The sequence below is a fragment of the Bacillus sp. AFS055030 genome, assembly GCF_002574545.1.
Lineage (GTDB): Bacteria > Bacillota > Bacilli > Bacillales > Bacillaceae_G > Gottfriedia.
Genome location: NZ_NUGT01000014.1, coordinates 1 through 25,843, shown reverse-complemented (window position 1 = coordinate 25,843; position 25,843 = coordinate 1). Strand labels below are relative to the sequence as shown.

The 25,843-nt window shown below is 33.2% G+C and carries 23 protein-coding genes; 1 reads left to right on the top strand and 22 read right to left on the bottom strand.

Features of this window, described 5'->3' with window-relative positions; all coding sequences use genetic code 11:
• Positions 1 to 13: 13 nt before the first annotated feature.
• The 3 genes from CN925_RS04830 to CN925_RS04820 all read right to left on the bottom strand — a co-directional run bounded on the left by CN925_RS04830 (position 14) and on the right by CN925_RS04820 (position 2,834).
• The gene (locus CN925_RS04830) at positions 14 to 223 is read right to left on the bottom strand and encodes a hypothetical protein (protein ID WP_098845140.1); all 210 of its coding nucleotides are present in this window, start codon (positions 221 to 223) and stop codon (positions 14 to 16) included.
• Positions 224 to 340: 117 nt separating this feature from the next.
• A complete protein-coding gene (locus tag CN925_RS04825; protein WP_098845139.1) occupies positions 341 to 1,138 on the bottom strand; it encodes a class I SAM-dependent methyltransferase in 798 nt (265 codons plus the stop codon).
• Positions 1,122 to 2,834, bottom strand: coding sequence for an ABC transporter ATP-binding protein (locus CN925_RS04820; RefSeq protein ID WP_098845138.1), 1,713 nt, complete (start codon positions 2,832 to 2,834; stop codon positions 1,122 to 1,124). The genes CN925_RS04825 and CN925_RS04820 overlap by 17 nt, the downstream gene beginning before the upstream one ends.
• A gap of 328 nt (positions 2,835 to 3,162) precedes the next feature.
• Between CN925_RS04820 and CN925_RS04815 the strand changes: the two genes are divergently transcribed.
• Complete coding sequence (locus CN925_RS04815; protein ID WP_098845137.1) at positions 3,163 to 6,189, top strand: efflux RND transporter permease subunit; 3,027 nt, start codon at positions 3,163 to 3,165, stop codon at positions 6,187 to 6,189.
• A 55-nt stretch (positions 6,190 to 6,244) separates the two neighbouring features.
• Here the strand turns inward: CN925_RS04815 and CN925_RS21215 are convergent, their stop codons facing one another.
• The 19 genes from CN925_RS21215 to CN925_RS21470 all read right to left on the bottom strand — a co-directional run.
• Positions 6,245 to 6,397 (bottom strand): hypothetical protein, encoded by a 153-nt coding sequence (locus tag CN925_RS21215; RefSeq protein ID WP_180232851.1) that lies wholly within the window; start codon positions 6,395 to 6,397, stop codon positions 6,245 to 6,247.
• Entirely contained in the window at positions 6,394 to 7,653 is a 1,260-nt protein-coding gene (locus CN925_RS04810) for a helix-turn-helix domain-containing protein (RefSeq protein ID WP_098845136.1), read from the bottom strand. The genes CN925_RS21215 and CN925_RS04810 overlap by 4 nt, the downstream gene beginning before the upstream one ends.
• Before the next feature lie 161 nt (positions 7,654 to 7,814).
• Entirely contained in the window at positions 7,815 to 8,522 is a 708-nt protein-coding gene (gene chbG / locus CN925_RS04805) for a chitin disaccharide deacetylase (RefSeq protein ID WP_098845135.1), read from the bottom strand.
• On the bottom strand, positions 8,519 to 9,850 hold the full coding sequence (locus tag CN925_RS04800; protein WP_098845134.1) for a 6-phospho-beta-glucosidase: 1,332 nt from the start codon (positions 9,848 to 9,850) through the stop codon (positions 8,519 to 8,521). Before CN925_RS04800 ends, chbG begins: the two co-directional genes overlap by 4 nt.
• A gap of 18 nt (positions 9,851 to 9,868) precedes the next feature.
• A complete protein-coding gene (locus CN925_RS04795; protein WP_098845133.1) occupies positions 9,869 to 10,189 on the bottom strand; it encodes a PTS sugar transporter subunit IIA in 321 nt (106 codons plus the stop codon).
• Positions 10,190 to 10,438: 249 nt separating this feature from the next.
• A complete protein-coding gene (gene celB / locus CN925_RS04790; protein ID WP_098845132.1) occupies positions 10,439 to 11,755 on the bottom strand; it encodes a PTS cellobiose transporter subunit IIC in 1,317 nt (438 codons plus the stop codon).
• Positions 11,756 to 11,777: 22 nt separating this feature from the next.
• Positions 11,778 to 12,083, bottom strand: coding sequence for a PTS sugar transporter subunit IIB (locus CN925_RS04785; protein WP_025671987.1), 306 nt, complete (start codon positions 12,081 to 12,083; stop codon positions 11,778 to 11,780).
• 399 nt (positions 12,084 to 12,482) lie between these two features.
• Positions 12,483 to 13,823, bottom strand: coding sequence for a germination protein YpeB (gene ypeB, locus CN925_RS04780; protein ID WP_098845131.1), 1,341 nt, complete (start codon positions 13,821 to 13,823; stop codon positions 12,483 to 12,485).
• Positions 13,824 to 13,838: 15 nt separating this feature from the next.
• The gene (gene sleB, locus CN925_RS04775) at positions 13,839 to 14,549 is read right to left on the bottom strand and encodes a spore cortex-lytic enzyme (RefSeq protein ID WP_098845130.1); all 711 of its coding nucleotides are present in this window, start codon (positions 14,547 to 14,549) and stop codon (positions 13,839 to 13,841) included.
• A 156-nt stretch (positions 14,550 to 14,705) separates the two neighbouring features.
• On the bottom strand, positions 14,706 to 16,478 hold the full coding sequence (locus CN925_RS04770) for an LTA synthase family protein (protein WP_098845129.1): 1,773 nt from the start codon (positions 16,476 to 16,478) through the stop codon (positions 14,706 to 14,708).
• Between the two features lie 53 nt (positions 16,479 to 16,531).
• The gene (locus CN925_RS04765) at positions 16,532 to 18,784 is read right to left on the bottom strand and encodes a glycosyltransferase (RefSeq protein ID WP_098845128.1); all 2,253 of its coding nucleotides are present in this window, start codon (positions 18,782 to 18,784) and stop codon (positions 16,532 to 16,534) included.
• A 7-nt stretch (positions 18,785 to 18,791) separates the two neighbouring features.
• Positions 18,792 to 19,130 (bottom strand): hypothetical protein, encoded by a 339-nt coding sequence (locus CN925_RS04760; RefSeq protein ID WP_098845127.1) that lies wholly within the window; start codon positions 19,128 to 19,130, stop codon positions 18,792 to 18,794.
• Between the two features lie 152 nt (positions 19,131 to 19,282).
• A complete protein-coding gene (locus CN925_RS04755; RefSeq protein WP_098845126.1) occupies positions 19,283 to 20,203 on the bottom strand; it encodes a DMT family transporter in 921 nt (306 codons plus the stop codon).
• Positions 20,204 to 20,399: 196 nt separating this feature from the next.
• A complete protein-coding gene (locus CN925_RS04750) occupies positions 20,400 to 21,878 on the bottom strand; it encodes a protein adenylyltransferase SelO (protein WP_098845125.1) in 1,479 nt (492 codons plus the stop codon).
• A 202-nt stretch (positions 21,879 to 22,080) separates the two neighbouring features.
• Positions 22,081 to 22,620, bottom strand: a complete 540-nt coding sequence (locus tag CN925_RS04745) for a VanZ family protein (RefSeq protein ID WP_098845124.1) — start codon at positions 22,618 to 22,620, stop codon at positions 22,081 to 22,083.
• A complete protein-coding gene (gene vanY / locus CN925_RS04740; protein ID WP_098845123.1) occupies positions 22,617 to 23,522 on the bottom strand; it encodes a VanY-A/VanY-F/VanY-M family D-Ala-D-Ala carboxypeptidase in 906 nt (301 codons plus the stop codon). The genes CN925_RS04745 and vanY overlap by 4 nt, the downstream gene beginning before the upstream one ends.
• A 94-nt stretch (positions 23,523 to 23,616) precedes the next feature.
• Entirely contained in the window at positions 23,617 to 24,729 is a 1,113-nt protein-coding gene (locus CN925_RS04735; protein ID WP_098845122.1) for a HAMP domain-containing sensor histidine kinase, read from the bottom strand.
• Entirely contained in the window at positions 24,722 to 25,420 is a 699-nt protein-coding gene (gene vanR / locus CN925_RS04730; protein ID WP_098845121.1) for a vancomycin resistance response regulator transcription factor, VanR-F/VanR-M family, read from the bottom strand. The genes CN925_RS04735 and vanR overlap by 8 nt, the downstream gene beginning before the upstream one ends.
• A gap of 218 nt (positions 25,421 to 25,638) precedes the next feature.
• The coding region (locus CN925_RS21470) for a hypothetical protein (protein ID WP_218937219.1) at positions 25,639 to 25,843 on the bottom strand (205 nt) is incomplete at its 5' end.

The following is a 25,843-nucleotide window of genomic DNA, read 5'->3' as shown; positions in this document are numbered from 1 at the left end:
AAACCCTTGATATTTAGATTTTTTGATATATTCCTTCCTTAATTAATTTTTTGCTATTCGATAGTACGTCATCATTTGATGAATACTTAAATAATAAACCTTTTTCGATTTCTTCATATTCCTGTGCTAGGTCTAGAACAATGCTTATGATTTCTTCTTTTTTAAGTGCAGAAAGTATTTGTTTTAAATTCTTTTCTTTATCTACTGTGAATTGCTCGCTCATGATTGATCTCCTAATCTTAATGACTTTCCCTTTAAATATACATTCAATCTTTAAATATCACAAAATGAATAATAAAGAGGCAACGCAAAAAAACATACGTTGCCCCACTCTTCTTATCTACACAAAACCTAAATAACTTTTAGTAATATAAGGATAAATGATTTTCCCATTTAAACTGTATTTATAAAATAAATTTGTCAGTGCAGTTCGATATGGCTCAAATTCTTTTTCACCGCTTAATGGAGAAAAAGAAGAAGATAAGTTTCTACCTAAAAATCCTTCTAAATCCATTTCCAAATCATTTTTATAAATCATCGTTTCATAAATCCCGTTTTTAAAAAATTGGTTATACATTTCGGGCGTATCTTCTATTCCACCACTAAATCCTTTAAACTTAGGACAAGTTTCTTTGCAAATCTCCTGCAATTCAATCATTAATGGATTCAATAAATCTTTACTATTCCAAACTAGCGATACTTTTCCATTCTTTTTTAAAATCCGTTTACATTCTAATCGGAACTTTTCTTTATCAAACCAATGGAATGCTTGTGCTACTGTTATTAAATCAACACTATTATTTTTTAAAGAAGTATGTTCAGCTGTTGCATTAATTGACTTATATTGATCATATACCTTTAAAGTCTTCTCAGCGATCCCTCGCATGTCATCATTTGGTTCGATTGCTAAAACAGTTAACCTTTTTTCAAGTAATTGCTCCGTTAAAATACCCGTACCTGATCCAATGTCTGCAACAACACTTTTTGGTCCTAAATGATTTCTTGAAAGCAAATAATGGATATATTCGTTCGGATAGCTTGGACGAAAATTCGAATATAGATCTGCCTTACCTGTAAAATTTTCAATCAATTTAAAACACCTTCTATAAAATGTTTTTTCGTTAAATTTGATGAGCATGCAGTCTAGCAAAAATTCCATCTTCCTGAGATAGTAATTCTGTGTGCGTACCATCTTCAGCAATTCCTTCTTCCGTAATAACTAAAATTCGATCTGCTTTTTTAATTGTGCCTAATCGATGGGCAATCACTAATGTTGTTCGGTCCTTTGATAAATCATTTAATGCCTCTTGAATAATTGCTTCTGTCTCTGTATCTAATGCCGAAGTAGCCTCGTCCAGTATTAGGATTGGTGGATTTTTCAAAAACATTCTAGCAATTGCTAATCGTTGTTTTTGTCCCCCAGAAAGCTTTAATCCTCTTTCGCCAATTTGAGTTTCGTAACCATCAGGCAATGAAGCAATTAAATCAGTTAAGTGGGCTTTTCTGGCTGCTTCTTCTATTTCTTCATCTGTTGCATTTAACTTACCGTAAGCTATATTTTCTTTCAATGTACCTGTAAATAAGAAGACATCTTGTTGTACGATTCCAATATTTGATCGCAACGATTCTTTCGTCATGTTTCGAATATCAATTCCATCGATTGTGATCGCTCCGTTTAGGACATCATAAAATCTTGGAATTAATGAGCAAATTGTTGTTTTCCCAGCTCCTGAAGGTCCTACAAAGGCAATTGTTTTACCGGCCTCAATAGAGAAGGATAGATCATTTAAGATTCTACGTTTGTTTTCGTAACCGAACGAAACATTTTTGAACTTAATATCCCCTCTTAAATTAACTACTTCAATTGCATCAGGCGTATTTACAATATCTGGCTCATTATCAATTAATTCAGTAAAACGTTTAAAGCCCGCCATACCTTTTGGATATAATTCAAGTAAAGCACTAATCTTATCAATCGGTTTAAATAAAATGTTTAAATATAAAATAAACGCTACTAATTCTCCGTATGATAAAATTTTCGTATAACTTAACCAAGCTCCAAAAACGAGAATAACAAGCGTCATTAATCGAGTAGATACATAGATTCCTAGTAAATTCATGCTCATGACTTTATAAGCTTTTAGTTTTGTTTTACGGAAGTATTGGTTATTTTTATTAAATCGTTTCATTTCATATTCTTCGTTAGTAAACGATTGAACTACTCTTACGCCTGAAACACTATCTTCAACTTGCGCATTTACATTGGCAATGTTTCCATACATTTTACTCCATGCATTATTCATTTTCATGTTTGAGTATGAGATTAACCAAACTAAAAAAGGAACGATTATGATTGCTACTAATGCAAGCTTCACATTAATGGCTAGCATAATCCAAAATGCCCCGATGAAGGTCATAATTGCAATAAATAAATCCTCTGGACCATGGTGCGCTAATTCCCCAATATCCATTAAATCATTTGTGATACGACTCATTATATGACCAGTCTTCGTATTATCAAAGAAACGAAAAGATTGACGTTGTACATGATTAAATAACTCACGACGCATATCCGTCTCAATATTAATACCAAGTTTATGTCCCCAATAATTCACAACAAACTGCATACCAGAGCTGATCAAATAAAGTAATAAAAGTCCGATACTGATTGAGATAATTTTGCTCCAATTCCCTTCAGGCAACAGTTGATCAATAAACCAAGATACTGCTAAAGGAAATCCAAGTTCCATTAATCCTACTAATATTGCACAGAAAAAGTCTATATAAAATAGCTTTTTGTGCGGGCGATAATAACTAAAAAAACGTTTAATCAAAATACAACACCTCGAGTTTTATTGAATTTCTAGTTTGTTAGATGTTAATACCTTAACACATGTAATTTAAGTGTGCTATTATTTCTGAATTTTCCAACTAACAAAAGAAACTAACACAAAACTGAATTTCATTAAACAAGTATAAAAGGTAAATTGTCTCATATTTTAATAAAGTGCACTGATTAATTGATCTCATTAACAGATGTCGAATTGTGCTTTTAAATATTTTGTAAATTCCAAATAAAATGTATTTTATTTTCAAGATGAGTATGTTACGATTCAACTTGTGTATCACTGGATATTTTTACCATAAAGGAGGATAACTTGAATGTCGTGGTTTACAAAATGGGCCTTTAATAATAAAGCCGCCATTACCTTTTTATCAATTCTCATTTTATTGATTGGGGTCTTAAGTTATAAAAAGCTTCCAATGGAATTCCTACCTGCTGCTGACCAACCAATTGTATCTGTCATTGTTATGGGCCATGGTACTGATTCGAAAACAATGGAGGAACAAGTAACAACTCCTATTGAAAGTGCGGTCTCTGGTGTGAAAGGTAAAAGTCATATTTATTCAAGCACAAGCAATGGTTTTTCAAAAATTGATGTTTATTATGAATCAGGAACAAATATGAAAGACGCTAAACAAGAAGTACAAGAATCTTTAAATAATATCACTCTACCTCAAACTGTTAGTAAACCTACAATTGTACAATTAAACACTTCCATGATCCCAATCGCAGATGTTGCAATCACTTTCGAAGATGGATTAAGTCCAAATAATATTGAGTTTGCAAACAAAAAAGTAATTCCAACTTTCAAAGACATAAAAGGCGTAGCTGACGTTCAAACGTACGGTACAGAAAAATCTTTTGTTTCTGTAAAAATCGATAATGCGAAGCTTGCGCAGAATAAAGTATCATTAGAAACGATCATGGGAATTATTCGAGGCCAAAATGCCGCAGTTTCAGTTGGTGAAGGAATAATAAATGATAAAACTAGTAATATAAAAGTTGTTGGGAATTTAGATCAGATAGACAAAGTAAAGAATCTTATGGTCGCTGATCAAGTTAAATTAGCTGATATTGCAACTGTTGAAGTAAAAAAGCCAACAAACAACCTAACAAGAATCAACGGAAAAGACGGATTATTATTAATTGTCACGAAGGACCGTAATTCCAATGCAGTTAGTATTACTAAAGATGTTAGAGAAGCTACTAAACACTTAAATAAAAAATATAAAAATATGAATGCAGATGTCATGGTCGCAACATCAGATATGGTGAAAACTTCTGTACATGCAATGATTAAGGAAGTTTTACTCGGTGCATTATTCGCTACGATCGTCATCATGTTATTCTTAAGAAATGTACGTTCAACACTAATTACCATTGTTTCAATTCCGCTATCGCTCTGTTTAACATTATTTTTACTTGCTGAGTCTGGCATTACACTCAATGTTTTAACACTCGGTGGAGTAGCTGTAGCAGTTGGACGATTAGTTGATGATAGTATCGTCGTTATTGAGAATATTTTTAGAAAAACTCAATCAGAGAAGTTTTCAGTTCAAATGATTATTGACGCTACGAAAGAAGTCGGTAGTGCAATCACAGCCTCTACTTTAACAACTGTTGCTGTATTTTTACCAATTGGAATGATTAGCACAGGGCTTAAAGATTTCATGCTACCATTTGCTTTAACCATAACTTACTCTTTATTAGCTTCATTATTTGTCGCATTAACGGTCGTTCCATTATTAAGTGCATTCTTCCTTAAAAAGGCTAAATTAAAAGCTCACAATCCTTCAGTACGATATAAAAAAGTTCTTACATGGTCATTGAACCATAAATGGGTAATAGTAGTCGTTTCATTTTTATTATTCGTCGGCTCAATAGGTACTTATTTCGCTATGCCAAAAGGTGCAACAGATCAATCTTCTTCAGACTTTGTTCAAACGACTTTAACGTATCCAAGTGATACACCAGTAGAAAAAGTAAAACAAAACACCCTTAAACTAGAAAAGTATATTCTTAAACAAAAAGGTATAAAAGGTGTTTACACTCAATTAGGAAGTACAGCTGATGCCGCAAAATATGGGGATGTCCGCTCTTCTACGCAAGCAATCTATTTAATTACATTAAATGATAAAAAACTGACTGATCAAGTTGTAAAAAAAATTAATTCACAAAAAACTAACTATGCCGATGCAGAATTAAGTACAATGGCATCTAGTTTATTTGGAGGTTCTAAAACTCAAATTACAATTGACGTTGTTGGAAATAATTTAAATGATTTAGAGACTACTGCAAGTGAGATTAAAAATAAAATTAAAACGATTGATGGAGTTAAAAAGGTTACAACAAATGAGGAAGATAAAAAAACTGTTTATTCATTAGAAGTTGACCCTTCAAAAAGTAACACTGAGCAACTATCTCAACAATTATTTGTTATGTTAAATCGAACTCCACTTGGAACAGTTACAATTGATCAACAACCGACTGATGTTTATCTTGAACCAATATTAGAACCTAAAACGCCTGAGGATATAAAATTAGTACCGATTATGACGAAAACTGGAATGATTCCAGTATCATCAGTAGCTACACTAAAAGTAGAAGAAAAATCTACTAATCTATATCATAAAGATGGCGATCCTTATTTAAGTATATCTGCTGAAGTAAAACCAGATAAGCTTTCAAAAATTAATGCAGATTTGAATAAAGTTATTTTTGGAGATACAAAATCAAAAGGCATGAAAATTGCAGATGGTGTGAATGTTTATATTGGTGGTGCCCTTGCACAACAATCACAAGATTTCTCAGATTTATATATGATCATGCTTGTCTCAATCGGATTAGTTTTCTTAATCATGATTATTACATTTAAAACATTCCGTGCACCAATTGCTATACTATGTTCTTTACCTTTAGCGGCGATTGGAGCAGTGCTTGGATTAATGATCAGTCGTATATCCGTTGAACCAACAGCACTTTTAGGAGCACTGATGCTCATCGGAATTGTTGTAACAAACGCAATCGTATTACTAGATCGTGTAAAACAAAAAGAAAAACAAATGATTCTTCGTGAAGCAATTATCGATGCTGCAGTAACCCGAATTCGACCAATTCTTATGACGGCCGTTGCTACAATTTGCGCAATGCTACCATTACTATTCAAAAAAGCCGAAACCGGTAGCCTTGTATCCCAAAGTCTTGCTGTTGTAGTAATTGGCGGATTAACAGTTTCAACATTATTAACCTTAATTGTCATCCCTGTTATTTATGAGTTACTTTATTTTAGAAAATCTAGAAAACAACGTAGACAGCAAGATACTAGTAAGCCAGTAAGTTTATAAAAAAAAAGGATATCTCGTTTTTTGAGATATCCCTTTTTGGTTAGAAATCCACCCATCAACTTCCTGGAGGTTTTGGATCATCTTCCTTTTTATTGGATGCGTAAATATCATTTTTTGGCGAATGATGATTTTGATTAGTATTTATTCCTACATTCACCAGCATTGTGATGACTAGGGAAAGTGTGATAAGTTTAATTTTTTTTTTCATCTAAGAACTCCTGTATTATGTGTCTTCTTCATTTGATGTAAACTGATTTGTAAATACTTATTAGCTAAAAGTGGGTCGCCTTGTTTTTGGTAATATTCTGCAATTCGTTCACTGTATTCATAAACCTTCATTCGATTACCGTGTTTCTCCATAATTGGTAACCCGTCTGCCATTAAATAACGGATTAGTGCCTTCTCTTCGTTTTTTGCTTCAAAATATAAAACTCGTAATTTTACATATTCTAATTTTGATGTATCCTCGAATGACGCTAATTCTTTTTCTAGCATACTCACAACTTGTTCATTTTTTTGTAGCTTTAGCAAATGAGTCGCAATATTTCCTAATGTAAGGTAATAACTCTCAGTATATTTCTCTATTAATGCAAGTGATTTATAATAACACTCCAACGCTTTTTCTGAAATATTTTGAGTACCATATAAGAAACCTAAATTATGCCAAGCCATTTCTTCTATTGTTGTATTTTGAATTAATTCTGCATCATCTAATATTTCTTTTAATAAATTTTCTGCTCTTTCATATTCACCAGTTTCAGTTAAATGGATTGATAATATTGTTTTCACATCTAACATTCTAATAATATTATTCCTTTTTTTAAAAACTTCTAGCGCTTTATTACCGAAATAGATTGCTAATGCAGATTGTCCTAATCGACAATGCATTAACGATTTTAAATAATAATATTCGGTTATTTCATCTCGATACTGTTTCCTTAAATCTTTTACTTCTTCTAATAAATCTAAAGCTTTAATAAAATTATTCCGTTTATGATTAAAAATTGCATTTAATACATTCCAAACAAATCGTTCAAACTCAGAAAACATCTTCGTATTTTGACCTATTTTTTCAATCAATTGCTCTGCTAGATCAACTTGATTTAAAAACAAAGTATATCTTAACATGTATAATTCATATAAATAGAGCAATTCCGTATATTGGACAAACTCCTTATATTTCGTGAGTTCTAGATAGATTGTATTTGCTTTTTTATGATGCAGTCGTTCAATTGCGTCGTAGAATTCCTGTAGTTTTATTTTAATATGATTAATTTTATTTTTTTCATCTTCAACTGATATACTTAACTTCATACACAATAAGTTTAAAGTTTCGATATTAACCTCTTTTGAGTTGTTCTCAATCTTACTTAAATGAGAAATTGAACAAATTCCATCACATAGTTGCTCTTGTGTCATCTTTTTTTTTTTTCGATGGTAATTAATAATTTTTCCAATTTTCATAGGTATTTTCCTTAAATATTATTTTAATATTATTAATATTCATTATAGTGTAAAACTACCCCTATTTCATCTTATATTTTTTTCCAAAATTCTAATTAACTATATATACCAAAAAAGCATAGAATCTATTTTCAGACTCCATGCTAGTAACTTAATTTACGCTATAATAAATCAATCTCTTTTGGTAGTTTTACAGCAGATAAAATTTGCGTCTCCTTAACGCGATCTTTAGCATAAGAAGAATTGTATAGTATCTCGTGATCAAGATAACCAGGATGACACATGACTTCAACAGATTGACCGTCTTCAACCCGTGTTAATAACTTTTCAAAATAGTCTTTCGTCACACCTTCTCCATAGAAATCATGTAGAAAAACATCCGTAAAAGGAACGATTCCTTCTAAAGCATTTTCAGAAATGCGTCTAGCACTTAAATTATATTTTCGAGCTAACTTCTGTACGACTGGTAAAAACTCAGGTACGGTATGAACATGGTGGTGGCTATCAAAATGAGTTGGTTTTAAGCCCGACTCTAAAAATTTTTCGATTTGTGCAGTCCATTCTCTTTCTAATTCAGCTAGTGATATATTTTTATCTTCAAAGAACTCATGTCTACTTTTAAAGTTACCTTTTCCATTTACAAGTGTTGGAACATCATGTAAAAGTGGCTTTCCACAAGTTAAAACAAGATGGATTCCTACTTGAAGGCTAGGATTTTCTTTCGCTAGCTCTACTGCATGACTAGCACCAGGCATATTCATCATCATCGTAGTTGAGTTCACAATTCCATTTTTATGAGCATCAATTATTCCATAATTAATTCCCCTTGAATAACCAAAATCGTCTGCATTCACAATTAGTTTGATCATTTAATTTTCACCTCTTTAAAAAATTGAGGTAAATATTTTTTATGGGCTTCTAGCATTTCATCAACGATTTCTTTCGCAACTTTGTCTGATGCGACTAATGGATTAATCGTTAACGCTAGAATGGCCAAATCATAATCACCTGTTACCGCTGCTTGGCAAGCTACTCTTTCGAATGATTTGATTTGTTGAACGAGCCCTCTTACAGCTACCGGTAGATCCCCCATTACAATTGGTTTTGGCCCATCCTTAGTGATCACACAGCTGACCTCTACTGCTGAGTCATTTGGCATACTAGCAATCGAACCATTATTCATCGTATTAACTGGTTGAATATCACCTTTATCATTATAAATAGAAGAAATTAAGCGAACTGCTGCATCACTGTAATAAGCTCCACCTCTTTTTTCTAATTGAGGTGGTTTGATTGATAGATTAGGATCTTTATAAAGTTCAAAAAGATCATCTTCTAATTTTTTTACAACTTCAGCACGCGTCCCTACAGTTTCGGCATTTTTTATATCTTTTTCAACCATTTCTCGAGTTTTATAATAATAGTTATGATATGGACAAGGTAATGCGTTTAAAGCACGTAGAAACTCAGGTTCCCATCCATATCCTTGAATATTCTTAACAAAACTAGAATTTGTTGGATTCGTTAATAATTCAATGACTTGATCTTTAACACTTTCTCCGTCTACAAATACATCTAATCCATAAACCATATGATTTAAACCAGCAAAATCAATCCTTACACGAGAATGCTCAACATTTAATAATTTGGCAATACCCATTTCCATTCCAATTGGGACATTACATAAACCTACTACTTTTCGATGGTCGGTGTAACGTAGTACAGCCTCAGTAACCATACCAGCAGGATTCGTAAAATTGACTAACCACGCATTTGGACAAAGCTCCTTCATATCTTTTACGATATCTAAAATTACTGGAATTGTTCGTAAACCTTTAAACAGCCCTCCAGGTCCATTTGTTTCTTGACCAAGTACACCATATTTTAAAGGAATTCTTTCATCCTTTGCCCTAGCATCTAACAAACCAACACGGAATTGAGTTGTAACAAAGTCAGCATCTTTAAGTGCCTCTTTTCGATCCAGTGTCAAATGAACTTCTACAGGAAGACCTGCCTTTTGAAACATCCGTTTTGCTAATTGACCAACTATCTCTAATTTCTCTTTGCCTTCTTCTACATCTACAAGCCATAGTTCTCGTAATGGAAGCTCATTGTACCGTTTTATAAAACCTTCTACTAACTCTGGAGTATAACTTGAACCTCCACCAATTGTCGCAATTTTGATTGATTTACCCATATTATGTAAATCCTCCTTTTATTGATTGCTTACTTCTTGCCGCAGTTCAATAATCTCCCTTGCTAAATCTTTAAGTGTCATTGCTGTCATTAAATGATCTTGCGCATGAATTAATAGGATTGGTGTATTAAAGTCTTCTCCACCAGCCTCTGCCTGAATCAGTTGAGTTTGAAAGCGATGTGCTTGACTAAACTCACGATCTGCCTCTGAAAGTTTCTCAAAAGCTAGCTCAAAGTTTTTTTCCTTTGCTGCATAAATTCCCTCCATTGAAAGACTTCTAGCATTTCCACTATGCAAGATTAACTGAAAAGAAAGGTTGTACAATTCTTCTTTAGTCACTAGAATCACACCCTTTACTAGATTTTAAGAAAACAATATCAAGAGCTTGCCTATAGGCAAGCTTCTCGAGTGTGTTTAAAAAGAATCAGAAACCATAAGTACCCAGAATGATCAAAAGCATTTGTCTTATCGAAGCGGGGTCTCTGATGAAAAGCGGAGTTACCATTAATGGTAATGAGCACCACTTTAGCAGACGAAGCATCAAAGAAAGCGAGCGCTTAGCGAGCAGTCTGGGCAAGCCCCCATTTCTTATTTTGGTGAGCCTTGTTCAGTTTGTAAATTTTGTTTATCCCACATTCTAAAGAATGGGAAGTAAATTAAGAATGCGACAACGAGATTAATCAATTGCATTGCAGAACCTCTCCAGTTACCTCCAGTTGCTAGCCAACCGCCGATAATTGGTGGAGTCGTCCAAGGAATTGCAATACCATGTGTTTTTGGAGCAAATCCCGTTTTCATTCCTATATATGTGGTGACAACAAGTACTAATGGCGTTAGAATAAATGGAATTAAAAGCAATGGATTCATTACTACAGGAGCACCGAATGTAATTGGTTCATTAATATTAAAAATACCAGGTCCAATCGATAGCCTTCCTAATTGTTTTGCATGCTGACTCTTTGCAAATAATAACATCATAATTGCAAAACAAATTGTTGCACCAGAACCACCCATGTAGATGAAGATATCAAAGAATTGTTGTGTAACAACATTTGGCATTGCATGATGTGATTGCAGAGCTAAACGGTTTGCATCAGTTGCTGCTAACCATACTGGCCCCATTACACCACCAACAATTGCCGCACCGTGCAAACCAACTGACCATAATAATTGAATTAATAAAACAGCAATTAACGCGCCAGCTAATGATCCTCCAAGTCTACTAAGTGGATCTTGTAAGAGATCCCCAACGACATTGTGTAGAGTTTCATAGTGTGTATTTTCAATTAATAAACGAATAATCCATACTAGTAAAATGACTAAAAATGCAGGGAATAAAGCAACGAATGATTTACTTACACTAGGTGGTACGCCATCTGGCATCTTAATAACAAAATTTCTTTGAATTACCCATCTATAAATTTCAGTTGAGAATAACGCAATTATAATAGCAACAAACAGACCCTTACTACCTAACAATGCCATAGGAAGTACCCCGCCTACTTTAATAGCAGCAGTTGCTCCTTCTGGAGAAAACATTGTGAAGTATGGCGTTGATAATATAAATGCGGCAATCGAGATCGCACCAGCATTCAATGCATCTACTTTGTAATGTTCAGCGAGTCGATATGCAATACCAAATCCTGCAATGAGCGCCATTATATCAAATGAAGCACTTACAGGATAAAGAAGCTTAGTTTGCCAGGCCTCACCGAAGGTTTTTGCCATAAAATCTGGATATCCGTCAAATGGTAAGAAGCCTAAAATTAAGAAAATGGAACCGACAATAATAAGAGGCAGTGTTAAAATAATTCCATCACGCAATGCTTGCAAGTGTCTTTGACCTGCAATTTTACCAGCAACAGGCATTACTTTCTCTTCTAACATTTGAGTAAAGTTGGCCATCACAAATCACCCCTATATGAAATTATGAACCTATTAAATCGATTGCAAATTTCAGGACCTCTGCTCCTTTACACATCCCGTAATGAACCGGATTGATGGCATCAACTGGTATTCCTTTTTGTAAACCTTCTTTTTTTAATTGTGGAAGTAGGTACCTTACTTGGGGACCTACAAGTAATACATCTGCTTGATCTAGATGATTTTTAACATCATTAGCACCCACTGCCCAAATCCTTGCATCAATTCCTTCAGATTTTGCAGCAGCTTCCATTTTTGTAACTAATAAACTTGTAGACATACCTGCAGCACAACATAATAATATGTTCATTTCATCCCCCTTTCTCTCTAAGGAAAACGCTTACAATGCAATTAAACTTCTACTAGCAAACAGAATCGATCACTTACCTCTCTCCCTCTAGAATTTTAATCTCAAGAAATATATATTCATCATTTTGGACATTAGGACAAATATAAAAAATATTTTTTTATGAATTAACTTTATAAATAGCTACTCCAAAAGTCGCTTAAAATAAAGCATTGTACAAGCCTAAAGTATGATATCTTGTCAGAGTAATCGATCGATTTTGCGCTGATCGTAGGCATAAATATTAAAATAGTATTTTCATCTAAATATCCTAAACATGAAATATTTTAAATGGTAGCTAGCTCTAAAAATGAAAAAGGAAATGGTTATAATTAAAACCATTTCCCTTTTCTATTTTAACTTTCAATCATAGTTTTCGACTAAGACATTCAGTTTTTTGATCTGTTCTTCGATTCCAGTATCCGCATTAATGAATATTTGATATGTGTCATTTCCTCTTGTTCCTACAAATTCATAACAAAGGACTTCTTGATTTAGTTTGTTTAAAATAATCGCTTGACGCTCTTCCATTATTTTCAAGTTTGAATTAATTCCCTTACGTGCTTCTTCAACCGAAATTTTCGGTTTTGGGATCGTTCTATTTTTAAGTGCAGCTAAGTAATTTCTTGATGAAAATCCAACTATACTTCCATCATCCAGTGCAATTTTCATCGTTACTGATTGAGGATAAATCCTTACGTCGTCTTGCTTTGTTACATAGGTAAATACCCCGATTGTATCGTATTGCGAGCTTTCAGTAAGTTCCATATTTGAGAATTTATTGCGTTCTAAAAATTTTAGACCTTTAATTGAAGCTTGATTTAAGTCGATTTTCTGTGGCTTTATGTCTCGACTATCAATTACCCAGACAGGATATCCTCCCTTTTCGGTAATATCCATATAAATTTCACTATTCGTCTTTGGTTCCTTTATTTCTAAACTATAGTAACGATCTTTCAATTTCTTACCAGTAAGCTCAGCTTTAATTTGGGCCGTACTATTTAATGCTAGAAACTTTCTAGCAATATCCTTTGCTTGTTCTTCTGTTATTTTCTCACCTTTTACATTCGATAGATTTGAACGATTTACTTTATAATTTGTCAGCGAAGGTTCTGCATTTGCATCAGAATATGTCATTACATTCTTTTCAACCGTTTTAAACCCATCAATTATGACGTTATTTTTAGGATTTTCATCCCTGGCATAGGCTAGTTCTACATCCATCCAACGCAATTTATTTTCAAATACCATATGCTGAACTTTTCTTATTTCACCTTGAATTTCAGCAGAGTTCTCATATAATTTTTCCAACGTAGCATATTCATTTTCGGTTAATGGTTCTTTATCCAAATCTCTTACAGCAGTCCGATAACTAAAATTACCAATATCAGTTAGAAACTCCTCTGTTTTATTAATAGGTAACAACCTCAAAGGCAGTTGCCCAACATTGGAGTGTGCTTGAGAAGTAAGTCCCCATACTTCGACTAATGCTGGTGAGATCGATGCTTTCGATTTCATTGCCAATGTGTCGCCAATTTTATCGTGTAATAGATCAAGTTCATACGTTAATTCATGAAATGCACGTTGATAGTTATTTTCTGCTTGTATATTAATTTCGTTTTTAGCCTTATGCTCTTGGTAACCCCAATATGATGTTCCTAAAATACCAACTGCTAAAACTCCTATTGCAGCTTCTTTAATCACACAAACACTCCTTTCCTATCGGCAAAATATATGTCTGCCAATTTGTTTTATTTGTGGTCGACTCCAAATCCAAGCACTTGTTGCTGTATCAGGATTAAAATAATAAATTGCATTTTCACTTGGATCCCAACCATTTATTGCATCCAGTACAGCTTTTTTTGCTGTTTCATTTGGTGTTAAATAAATTTGTCCATCTGCTACTGCAGTAAAAGCACGTGGCTCAAAAATAACGCCTGAAACTGTATTCGGAAATGAAGGGTTACTTACACGGTTCAAAATAACTGCGGCCACCGCCACTTGTCCGATATATGGCTCACCACGCGATTCACCATAAACTGCATTAGCCATTAACTGAATGTCATTTTGCGAATAACCATTTGGCACATTCGATCCAGCAGTGCTACCGCTATTTTCATATTTGGTAGCTTTCACTAACATTGCTTTTGTCTTTGCCCCTACAACTCCATCGACTGGCATTCCGAAATTATTTTGAAAATTCCGTACCGCCCAGTATGTGTTGTATCCAAAGACACCATCTACTTTACTAGTGTAATAACCGTTGTATTTTAAACGAGTCTGTAATTCAATGACATCTTCTCCAGTTGCACCCATTTGAAGCACTTGGTTTGTAAAAGCACTTACATTGTTTGGTTGAACATTACTAAAAAAACTAACAAAGGCGATTAAAAAAATTAACGGCCCTTTTAAAAAAACTAGTTTCCTCATTTCAAACCTCCTAAAATTAAAACATCTCTATTTGTATTTTTTTCAAGAACTCCCAATTTATGTAAACATCTTTGAAATACAATAAGATTTCTTTCCAACATCTAAAAATAAGTCAGTTTTTTTACCCAATAAAAAAAGGACCTATTGGCCCGATTTTTATTTTCTATTAAAGGTTACCCCTTCACCATATACTCGATCATAAATCACCCAATCCCAAATATCATTTGAATGATTTTGAAGCACCCAATCATACCATGACTGTTCAATCTGATTGTTTGTTAAGACTTTCATTAAGAGAGGTGCAATTTCGTAGGATTCTAATTTTAGATTTCCTTTCTCTAAAAATGGCTTCGAATAGTTTCTTATTTTGTCCATTGTATTTTTGTCATTGCTCCAAATCCACATCGGTGTTTCATTATACCAATCTTGTCCTTCACTCTTCTCCACTGGTGCTCCCCAATGCTCATATGTTGCCTTTTTATCGCCAAATGTTGGACGATGATCTCCATAAAAAAGGACGATCGTAGGGTTCTTACGTTTTTTAATTTCTTGCCATACTGAAACTAGAGAATTACCGCTTTTATAAATACCACTTGCATAACTCTCCACTTTTCCTTTTAACTCCTCATCCATAGGCACTCCACTAACTTTCATGTTTTCTTCAGGAAAGTGGCCTTTACGCCAATCAAAATGATTTTGCATTGTCACAAAAAATACAAATTGACTACCTTTTTTATTAATTAATGATAATGCTTTTTTCGAGCCACAATCGTCAGATATGTATGAGCCAAATTTTTTACAAGAAGTTAAATCTGTTTCCGACAAAAATTGATTAAACCCTATGTTAGGATAGACTTCTCTCCGTTTAAAGAATGATGTTTTAAACGGATGAAGTGCGATTGGATCCATACCAAATTCTCTAACATCTTGAATGAAACTAGGAGAAGTTCTATTTGCCATTTTTCCTTCTTGATATGGTGTACGATTTTCAAATTTCCGCTTTAATTTTAAACTAGTTAATATTTCAAACTCTTCGTTAGCTGTCCGACCACCAAATGTATTACTAATTAAAGTACCATGAATGCCTTCTTTTATAGACAAAAGAGGTGCATTTGGATTAGTATTCCATTTTAATTTCATGTCATCTAACATGCTATATGCTTCACTTTGAATCACTAAAACATCTGGTAATTGTTTTTGTTTAGGTACAGTGAGTGGTTTTAAAGACTTTAACTCTTTAATAACCTCATTTTTTACTTTAGACGATAGTTTAGGTTCTTCGCGTTTGCTATTTACATAGGTTACTAAAAATGCATTATACATCCCATATCGTTCAACACTCGTTTCATAATTCCACGGAATATATTTTACATTCGAGTTTTTTACAAAATAAGCGCATCCTTCTTTCGTACCAAATGAAAAAAATACGCCAAGCGATACGATTAAAAGAAATCGCAGACTATTTTTCTTCATAGAAGCATTTCGCCATTCTTTATATGCGAAAAAAGTTCCTAAAAATAAAAATGTAATAACGGCAAGTAGTCCACCCCATTTAAGAAGAAATGGAAGTTTTGAAAACTGTAAAAATACGATTGGGTCACGCAGGAAAAATAAATCACTTGGATGAAATGGTTCCCCAGTATATTTAATTTTTTCTGATAACGCATATGAGAACATTCCGATTGAGCCTACAGTAGTAATTAAGATCCACCAAACGTTGTACCCAAGCACAAGAAGTCCTACTATTAGGATTAAAACAATGACTGAAACAATCAGAAAGTTCCACCTAAAAAAATCTGTTTCGATCAAGTTCTGATATAGATTAACATTGTTCTTCCACAAATAATTATGAGACCAAATAACAAGTAAATAGCTACAGACCAATCCGATTAGAATTGGTCCTAGCAAATTAAAACTCTTTTTAATCATAATGAATCTACCCTTTACAAAATTATTAAAATTAACTTTGTTTATATTCGCTTTTACATTGATTTCTCATTCGATAATTCTTCATCAAGCTGCTGGAATTGTTGAATTACTTTCTCCGTAACTAATGATTCAAACACTTTAGTAGCACCTTCAATATCGCCTATTTCTGATTTGTATTTTGTTTCAAACCTACTAAGAATACTACCTTCTTCAACTATTCCCCATATATTATTCCCACTACCTTTGTAATCGCTTAATTTAGAAGGTAAGTATGGATTAATATTTTTGTAATCCTTCGTAAATGCGTCATTAACAATTAGACAATCAAATTTTGTTGTGAAATTTAAAAACTCCAAAAAGTTAACGTATGGGTTTACTTTTACAAGCTTTTCAATCACTTCACCTGAAAGTTCATTTGCTAGTGATTTAGGATCCGAAGTGAAAACATGAAGTTTAATTTTATCTCGTAGTTCAGGTTTAGTTAACTTAAGCCCTTCAATTATTTCATTTAATTTTCTCGTTTGATAAAACGTTCCAAAGTATCCAAGGTTTACTTTGTTTTCATCAATCTTATATTTACTTGCTTTAACGTAATAATACTGCTTCGGTAAAGTCGGTTGATGACAAATTTTTGCTTTGCTTAAAATGACTTCTCTCATTTCTTTTATTGGGAACATTTCTGACATGTATTTCAATTGATTTTCGTTTGTAAAAATAATTTCATCTGCAAATGCATAAGCAATGTATTCGCACCAAAAAAACATATTGTTATTAAACGTTATTGGAAAATTTTTTTTCTTTAATAGAGCATTTACTTTTTTATAAAACCCTAAATCAATAATGGCAGACTTTCGTTCATTTCCGTGAATATCTAATAGAATCGGATCAGAGAATTCTGCAATCCATTTTGCCTTCGGGTTTTTTAATTTATATTCAAATGCTAAAAAGTGAGAAGCAGGCCATAATGCTCGGCTATAAATTTTATGATATGTACCATTTTTTCTTTCATTAAGCTTAATTTCCTTAAGCGATTTTTTAATAAAGTCTTTCATTGATTTCCATTGTTTAAAACTACTAGTAGATGATATTTCCATCCGATTATTAATAAAACCATCCACCATTGCATTTTGTCTATAATCAACATCCCTTACTTTGGACATGTTATTATAAATTACGTCCACCACTTCATTATTTTCGATAATACGCTTAGCCATAACAGTTCCACTCGTATCAACGTATGGTGGGAAACAATAGGAAATAATTAAAGAACGCGTCTGGCTATTGTATAACTTAAAATAAGGGAAATAGACGAAACAATGTTTATTTACTTCTTCGATTACCTTATCCCTCAATTCATTATTATTGTTTATATATCTGTCGATAAACCCATATTGAGCATGTATTTTTCCTTTAATGAATTGTTGGATTGTTGGACTATTCGTTTCTCCTAGTAGTCCATCAAGATGTTTCATGACTTCCAAACGTTCTTTTACATTAAACTCAAAAGAATTATTACGTCTAGAAACTGAGTTATCTCTTAAAACTCGATAATAAATTGCCTGCTCCTCTAATGGAACAATTTTTAGATGAAAATGATGCAAAGCAAATAATTTTGTAAAGAATACTACATCTTCTCCACTTTTTAAACCAAGTTCGTACCGCCCCGTTCTTACTTTCTTTGTTGGTATTAACTTACAAGCATTCATTGTTAAAACACTATTTAAATCCGTATAAGTAAACATTTTAGTATCTAATGCTTTTTTAATTTGCGAGTTAACAGGATTATTAGGGTTAAGTTTACCTTCTAGGTCTACGTCAACAACTTGTGAAATAACAACAGAATCTTCATCTGCATGATCGAATAGTTTTTCAAGAAAGTTAGGTGAAATATAATCATCGTCATCTAAGAATGTAATGTATTTTTTAGATGCTTGTTCAATCCCCATATTTCTTGCAGCAGAAACACTAGCTTCTTCTGAATGAAGAATGGTAAAATGTTGAATAGTATGTTCCTTCATGAAATTCATTAATATCTCTTCTGTATGATCTTTTTCTCCATTGATAATAAAGATTACTTCAAAATATTTAGGTGACAAAGTTTGATTTTTTAATGATTCAATACATTTTTTTATTACTTTTTCACCTTTGTATGTCGGGATGATTACGCTAATACCGTTTACTAATTTTTTAAAATTGTATTTTGAAAATATTAAGTCTTCCGGGATTTCCTTTTTCATTCGTTGGTAAATTTCAATCTTCATTTTTTCTATTTCTTCTAATCTTTGCTGAATTTCAAATTTGTTCAAAACTTACTCACCAACCTCTTAACTTTCTAATTAGCCATCTTTTAACTTTCCAATAAAACTGAATGAATCTGCCAAGCTTCGAGTGCATTACTTTTCGATATCGTTCTTCCATTATTTGAATTTCATTTTCTAGCTTTTCAATATACTTTAAATTTTTATATTGCAGCTCTAACGCTTTTTCTTCATTCATTAATAAAGTTAAGAACTGTTCATAAAAATGAGACTCTATTTCCATATTATTTAAATTCGATTTAAACTTATTTAATTTTATAAACCAACTAGGTATTTCTAATTCATTCTCATATGTTTCTGCATTTAATGAATGAGTTCTTGGATCGATTGTCATCTTGATGAGTCCTTCCTAATAGCTTGAATACTTTATAATATGCCCTAAATAAGCAGGTTTTTTTCATGAAATGAAGAATTAGAAATCATTTCTAAATGAAAAAAGACAATCACCTAATCGGTAATTGTCTTAAAATACATTACTATTTTATTTTAGATTTGGATTTGATGATCCCTTTTAAATTTGCGAGATACATCTTCATATACTCCTGAACCAAACATCACACCTATTAAAATTAAAATAAATCCAACTACTTGAGTTAAAACAATTTTTTCACCTAAAAATAATACCGCGCCAATAAGTGAAAAGAATGGATTTAGATTTAAAAAGATGGCCGCCTCTGTTGTGCCAACTTTACCGAGGGCAAAATTATATAGCATATGCCCCATAGCTGTTGCAATAACGGCTGATGCAAAAAATACCGCCCAAATTCCTACTGAATGATGCACCATACTAGCCATTCCACCTGGCTCAAGAATTTGGCTAATTCCAAATAATATAATTGAACCCATAACTAGCATATATCCAGTCATTAATCTTGGATCTAATGTTTTTGAAACCTTTTTTATTAAAACAAAGCTAGATGCTTGCGCCAATATTGCTAAAAACACATAAAAATCGCCATGTGAAACGCCATGAAAACCTCCACCGCTCTGGAACACAATAAATGCAACACCTGCAAAACCAAATAACACGCCTAAAATTCGAACAAAGTTCATTACACTACCTAAAAAGAAAACCGACAATAAGGCTGTTAAAAGCGGCCCCATTCCGAGAATTAGCCCCCCGTTTGATGCTGAAGTTTGAGAAAGACCGATCGATAAAAAATAATGATGTGCAACGACATTCAATAACATCGCAAAAAAAACATACCCAAACTCCCTCTTAGTAAGCAGACGAACTTTTTTTATTAAAAATAAAATGATAAAAACACTTACTCCAGCAGTGAAAACACGAATAGCTGTCATCGTAACTGGCATAAAGTTCTCTACTAGAACTTTAGTGGCAATTACATTAAATCCCCATACCACCATAATACAAAATAAAATGATATAAATTTGTTGCTTCTTCAACTTCCCCACTTCTTTCTACTGGCCAAAATATAAAAAGAGGGAACGTTCCCCTCTTTTAAAAACTTTTAAGTACTTTTTCTAATATAGTAAATTTTTGAGAATTATTCAAAGTGTATGCTCAAATTCACTAAAAATATGTTCAATATTTTTCTTAAAAATAAAAATACTACCCTTGAAAAAGGTAGTATTTTTATCATCAAGTACCACAGAAAGTCTGATAAGGACGATCCGGATCAGGAGGTAGTGTACAATAATTTATCTGTTCTTTTGATTCAACAAATGGAGTAGAAAGTGCTTTAAGCAATTTCTCCATCACGCTATAATCTCCGTTCTCTACCGCTGCTTCTAGAGCTTCTTCTACGCGATGATTTCTTGGAATGACAACCGGATTATTGTCTCGCATTAATTGAAGAGAGGCTTCTTTTGATTCTGATTGTCTACTTAATCTATCCTGCCACTGCTTCTCCCACTGTTTAAACTCAGATGAAGCAAATAAAGGTAGCTCATCTTGATTACCGTAAGATAACGCTCTAAATGTATTCGTATAATCAGCTTTTTGCCTTTCCATTATTTCAAGTAACTCATCAATTAATGTCTTATCTTGTTCTTCTTCATTAAATAGGCCTATTTTTTTTCTCATTCCTGCGATCCAATTATCAACATAAATAATAGGGTATTCAGAAATGGCATTCTGTGCTATTTCTAATGCCTTTTCTTGATCATCATGCAATAAAGGTAATAATGTTTCAGCAAATCGAGCCAAATTCCATCCAGCCATTTTTGGTTGATTTCCATATGCATAGCGACCGCGTAAATCAATTGAGCTAAAAACAGTTGCAGGATCATATGCATCCATGAATGCACATGGACCATAATCAATTGTTTCACCACTAATCGTCATATTATCAGTGTTCATCACACCATGTATAAAACCAACTAATTGCCATTTGATAATTAAGAAAGCTTGGCGCTTAATGACGCCTTGAAGTAGTGAAAGATATCGATTCTGATCATTTTGATCAATTTCAGGATAATGCCTTTGAATTGTATAATCAGCAAGTTCTTGAAGTTCATTCACACTGCCCCATCTGGAAACATACTGAAACGTACCGACACGAATATGACTAGCAGCAATTCGTGTCATTACTGCCCCAGGTAATCGAGTTTCACGCTGGATTTGTTCACCTGTCGTTACAACGGCTAGGCTTCTTGTAGTTGGTATCCTTAACGCATGCATCGCCTCACTTATAATATATTCGCGAAGCATCGGGCCAAGTGCTGCACGACCATCTCCACCTCGTGAATAAGGTGTTCTACCTGAACCTTTCAGTTGTACATCAAATCGCTCATTTTTTGGCGTAATCTGTTCACCGAGTAATAAAGCTCTTCCATCTCCTAGCATATTAAAGTGTGCAAACTGATGCCCTGCATATGCTTGAGCAAGTGGCAATCCACCTTCTGGTACTCGATTCCCGGCAAAAACATTTACACTTTCTTCGCTTTGAAGCGATTGAACATCGAGACCAAGTGATAATGCCAATGGCTCATTTAGAACAACTAATTTCGGCGAACTGACCGGATTTAAGTCTTGAATAGCAAAAAAGAATTCCGGTAATCTTGCATAACTATTGTCAAAATTCCATCCTGCATCATTTTTTACGTTTCCCTGAGTCATCAGATCCCCCATTTCCATTTTTTTCTTTTTTAATATGTACTCTCTACATATATCAAAAAAACCATAGATTTTCTATGATTTTGTTTTGACAATCCATTCTACAGTTAGTGTCTACTCCACAACTTCAATCTATTCTAACATTGTATTTAGCTCGTTTTAATAAAATAACGGCTACTCAAAAGCAGCCGTTTCTTTAAAATTCCTATTTATCAACAATTTCTCTATCCTGGATACTGCTTGATGTATGAATAAATTTATTATAAACAGTATCACAAAGTTTAATCGCACAATAACCTAATAATCCACCAAAGGTATTTAGTATTAGATCATCCACATCAAAAACCCCTAAAGAAAAAACAACTTGTAAACTTTCTATGCATAAAGTAAAACAAAAAGAACCAACGAATACGCCTCCAAATGACATCCCTCTATTTTTCGACAAGAGAATAAGAAACATTCCAAATGGGATAAACGCTACAATATTTCCAACTAAATTACTAAAATCTGGCCAAGATGATAGTCTATGACTATTAAGGAATATTGTTTTAAATGGGATAAAATTACCCATTTTAAATTCATTTATGAGATGAACAGGGTTCCCTAGATTCGTCTGTAGTTGATCCGTAAGATAGGTTAGATCTCTAAAGCGGAATTTAAAAAGAATAACTCGAATGATTGCATATAGATAAAAGGCGAATAGTGCAAAAACAATTAGTTTATTCATTAATTTTACGATTTTCATTTTGCAATGCGATCCTCCTTTGAGTTATTAAATACCGTCACAATCACACCATCCATATTGTTTCCTGATAGTTCATAATGAAGATTGGTAGGCACCTGAATCGTCGTACTTTTACGAACGGGGTAATAAGAGATTTTGTATTCTTCTCCATTTATAGTAGTTGAAATAGACTTTTGTTTTTTTAAGAAATCCAAATACTCTTCTAAAGAAAAATTCTTTTCTTCCATAATCACACTATGTGGCAATCCTACATAACGAATATGCCACGGTTCATACTGAATACCTGTAATTTGTGTTTTATCCTTTGGATAGCGTATGATAAAGCCGTATTTCCAAGCATTATTTGCTAGCCACTTACCTTCAGGTGCCTCATTCATTTTCATTTTGGTAGAACCTACATCAAGTGATAAACCTAAATTATGTTCACTACGACCCGCAGGCATGGCATAGTCTGAACCCATTTGTTGATAAAGCACATTTTGCTCATCAAAGTCTCTGAAGCCGCTATTAATTTTAAAATGCCTAACCCCTTCATTGTTTGCAGCAATGATCATCTTTAAAAATTTGCTGGCAACATCCTCTGACAATTCGATGTTCGTATCAAACAATTCATATCCCTTTGTCAATTCTTTGTGAGTAAATAAGTTTAAAACATCTTTTTTTATACTCCCTTGGTGCACTGGAAATTTTTTGTTTACCAAGAGTAAATTCCCTTTATAGACCGATTCTTTTGTTATGCTCTTCGTTTGGAAACTTTCAGAAGACTTACTATCATCTAATTGTTCATCGTTCATTTTTTTATCTGTTTGTATGACTACGCTATCTTGAAGCGTCGTTTCTTTATTCACGATTGTAAAACTAAGTAAAATTACTATTATCACTAAAAATCCCCACTTCTTCATTATCACATTCCTCCTATTTCTGATTGATTCTAGAATAGGAAAAATTTTTTAAATAAAAAGTGGGGTAAACTTTAAATTTTTCTTAAATACTCTTTTAAACTTGGTCAATTGAGCTACTTTCTTGCGGTAATCGAACTTCAAAAACTGTTTTGATTACACTACTTTCTGCTGTAATTGTTCCATTATGTTGTTCCACAATATTTTTTGCAATGAATAAACCGAGACCTGTGCTATCTTCTTGATGAGTTCTTGCTTTATCACCAGTATAAAACATATCAAAAAGATATGGGAGTTCCTCAGGAGGAATACAATCTCCGTAATTAATAACCTGAATAACCACTTCTTTCTCATCAACAAACCCATTAATATCGACAAACTGACCATCATATCCATAACGATTTGCATTTGTTAAAAGATTTTCAAACACACGAGCTAACATCTCTCCGTCACCTAAAATAGGCAAATGTGGTAGCAGATTCATTCGTGCAATCAAATGATTATTCTCGAAAACAGGATACAATTCTTCTTTTAATTGAAACAGTAAATCACTTAAATTTATTTGCTCTTTTTCAAGCGGTAACATCCCATAGTTCATTCTAGTTATTTCGAATAATTCATCGATTAGCTTTTCTAAACGCTGAGATTTAGTAAAAGCAATCGTTAAGAAGTGTTTAACTTGTTCCTTAGTTAGCTTCTCATCCTTAAGAATTAAATCCAAATAACCTAATACACTGGTTAGCGGAGTACGTAAATCATGAGCCAAATTTACAACTAACTGTTCTTTACTGTTTTCTGAAAAATCGCCTCTTTGTACAGCTTCTTCTAATTTTTCACTTGCTAGATTAATTGCTTGAGCAATATCTCCAAATTCATCATTTGATTGGATTGAAACTCGATGTGTAAAGTTGCCACGTGCAAGATAATGAATTCCGTTTGCTATTTCTTTAAAATAAGTAGAATAGGGCTTAGTGAGTAAATAGAAAAACAATATCGAAAGTGGGATAAATAGAAATAAAAAGAAGTTAACGTCTCCAATACTCTGCATGAATTGACGAAGCTGGGCCAAAGGGTCACCAAAACGAACCATCGTGTGATAATAAAGCTGTAATCCTTTAAAAATTAAATAAGTGATCATACCAGCCAGCATCATACTTAAACCGAATAATACGATTATTTTGGAGCGAAAACTGTGTATAATTTTATCCATTAAAAGAATACCCCACTCCCCAAACCGTTTTGATTAACTTATTTTTTCGTTTATCTTCTCCGAGTTTTTTCCGCAAGGTGCGAATATGTACCATTACTGTATTACCACCTTCAAAATAGGCATCACCCCAAACGAGCTGAAAAATAGTTTCTACACTGAAAACTTTCTTCGGATGTCTAGCTAATAAATACAAAATATCAAACTCTTTCGGCGTTAGCCCAATGTTTTCACCATGAAGCAAAACTGTCCGTTGATCAGGGGAAATCATTATTTCACCAAATTCCAAAAGAGCTTTATGATCATCTACTTTCGGTTGGTTCAACTTCATAAAGCGTCGCAATTGAGCATTCACACGTGCAACTAATTCAATGGGGGTAAATGGTTTTGTTATATAATCATCTGCTCCAATAACCAGTCCTTGTACTTTATCGAAATCAGATGTTTTAGCACTCAAAAATATGATTGGCATATTATGCCGCTCGCGAATGAGCCGAGTTACCTCATAACCGTCCATTTTTGGCATCATAATATCTAATATCAACAAATCTATTGACCCAGTCTCGACTACACGAACAGCCTCATGTCCATCTGAAACTTTAATAATATGATACCCTTCTTTTTCTAAATGTAAGGCTATTAAATCAGCAATCTCCTGTTCATCATCCGCTATTAAAATAGAGATAGGTTTCATTCATTTCCCTCCTTTATCGTCACATTCAGTGGATGATTATCCAATTATATATGCTAACGATGATTTCTTTTAAACACTAAAAATTAATAATTCGGGTCACAAACCAGCTTTGGTTCTCTGTATTATTTTCTATTATTTCCTCTTATTCTTCAAGAATATGGTCCAATTTGGTATATTGCTGAACTTTTTCAAAATATTATTTATAAACTTCTTGCTCTTTATAACATAAAAAAATACCCCTTTAGATCATCTCTAAGGAGGTATTTCTTCACGGCGGAAAAGATGATTCTACTAAAAGCTGCAGATGCAACTTTAGAGTGTTGAAAAATGAGCTTGTCAACTACGCCAATCTTTGGTTGATTTCCACTAAAACCTGTCATGAGTAAGGAACATTCTAATTTTTGCTGGTTTACTTCCTCATGA

What these genes read in the sequence shown, in the direction of transcription:
- CN925_RS04830 (WP_098845140.1), bottom strand. Translation starts at nt 223, where the DNA reads ATGAGCGAGCAATTCACAGTAGATAAAGAAAAGAATTTAAAACAAATA.
- CN925_RS04825 (WP_098845139.1), bottom strand. Translation starts at nt 1,138, where the DNA reads ATGCTCATCAAATTTAACGAAAAAACATTTTATAGAAGGTGTTTTAAA.
- CN925_RS04815 (WP_098845137.1), top strand. Translation starts at nt 3,163, where the DNA reads ATGTCGTGGTTTACAAAATGGGCCTTTAATAATAAAGCCGCCATTACC.
- CN925_RS21215 (WP_180232851.1), bottom strand. Translation starts at nt 6,397, where the DNA reads ATGAAAAAAAAAATTAAACTTATCACACTTTCCCTAGTCATCACAATG.
- CN925_RS04810 (WP_098845136.1), bottom strand. Translation starts at nt 7,653, where the DNA reads ATGAAAATTGGAAAAATTATTAATTACCATCGAAAAAAAAAAAAGATG.
- chbG (WP_098845135.1), bottom strand. Translation starts at nt 8,522, where the DNA reads ATGATCAAACTAATTGTGAATGCAGACGATTTTGGTTATTCAAGGGGA.
- CN925_RS04800 (WP_098845134.1), bottom strand. Translation starts at nt 9,850, where the DNA reads ATGGGTAAATCAATCAAAATTGCGACAATTGGTGGAGGTTCAAGTTAT.
- celB (WP_098845132.1), bottom strand. Translation starts at nt 11,755, where the DNA reads ATGGCCAACTTTACTCAAATGTTAGAAGAGAAAGTAATGCCTGTTGCT.
- CN925_RS04785 (WP_025671987.1), bottom strand. Translation starts at nt 12,083, where the DNA reads ATGAACATATTATTATGTTGTGCTGCAGGTATGTCTACAAGTTTATTA.
- sleB (WP_098845130.1), bottom strand. Translation starts at nt 14,549, where the DNA reads ATGAGGAAACTAGTTTTTTTAAAAGGGCCGTTAATTTTTTTAATCGCC.
- CN925_RS04770 (WP_098845129.1), bottom strand. Translation starts at nt 16,478, where the DNA reads ATGATTAAAAAGAGTTTTAATTTGCTAGGACCAATTCTAATCGGATTG.
- CN925_RS04760 (WP_098845127.1), bottom strand. Translation starts at nt 19,130, where the DNA reads ATGACAATCGATCCAAGAACTCATTCATTAAATGCAGAAACATATGAG.
- CN925_RS04750 (WP_098845125.1), bottom strand. Translation starts at nt 21,878, where the DNA reads ATGACTCAGGGAAACGTAAAAAATGATGCAGGATGGAATTTTGACAAT.
- CN925_RS04745 (WP_098845124.1), bottom strand. Translation starts at nt 22,620, where the DNA reads ATGAAAATCGTAAAATTAATGAATAAACTAATTGTTTTTGCACTATTC.
- vanY (WP_098845123.1), bottom strand. Translation starts at nt 23,522, where the DNA reads ATGAAGAAGTGGGGATTTTTAGTGATAATAGTAATTTTACTTAGTTTT.
- CN925_RS04735 (WP_098845122.1), bottom strand. Translation starts at nt 24,729, where the DNA reads ATGGATAAAATTATACACAGTTTTCGCTCCAAAATAATCGTATTATTC.
- vanR (WP_098845121.1), bottom strand. Translation starts at nt 25,420, where the DNA reads ATGAAACCTATCTCTATTTTAATAGCGGATGATGAACAGGAGATTGCT.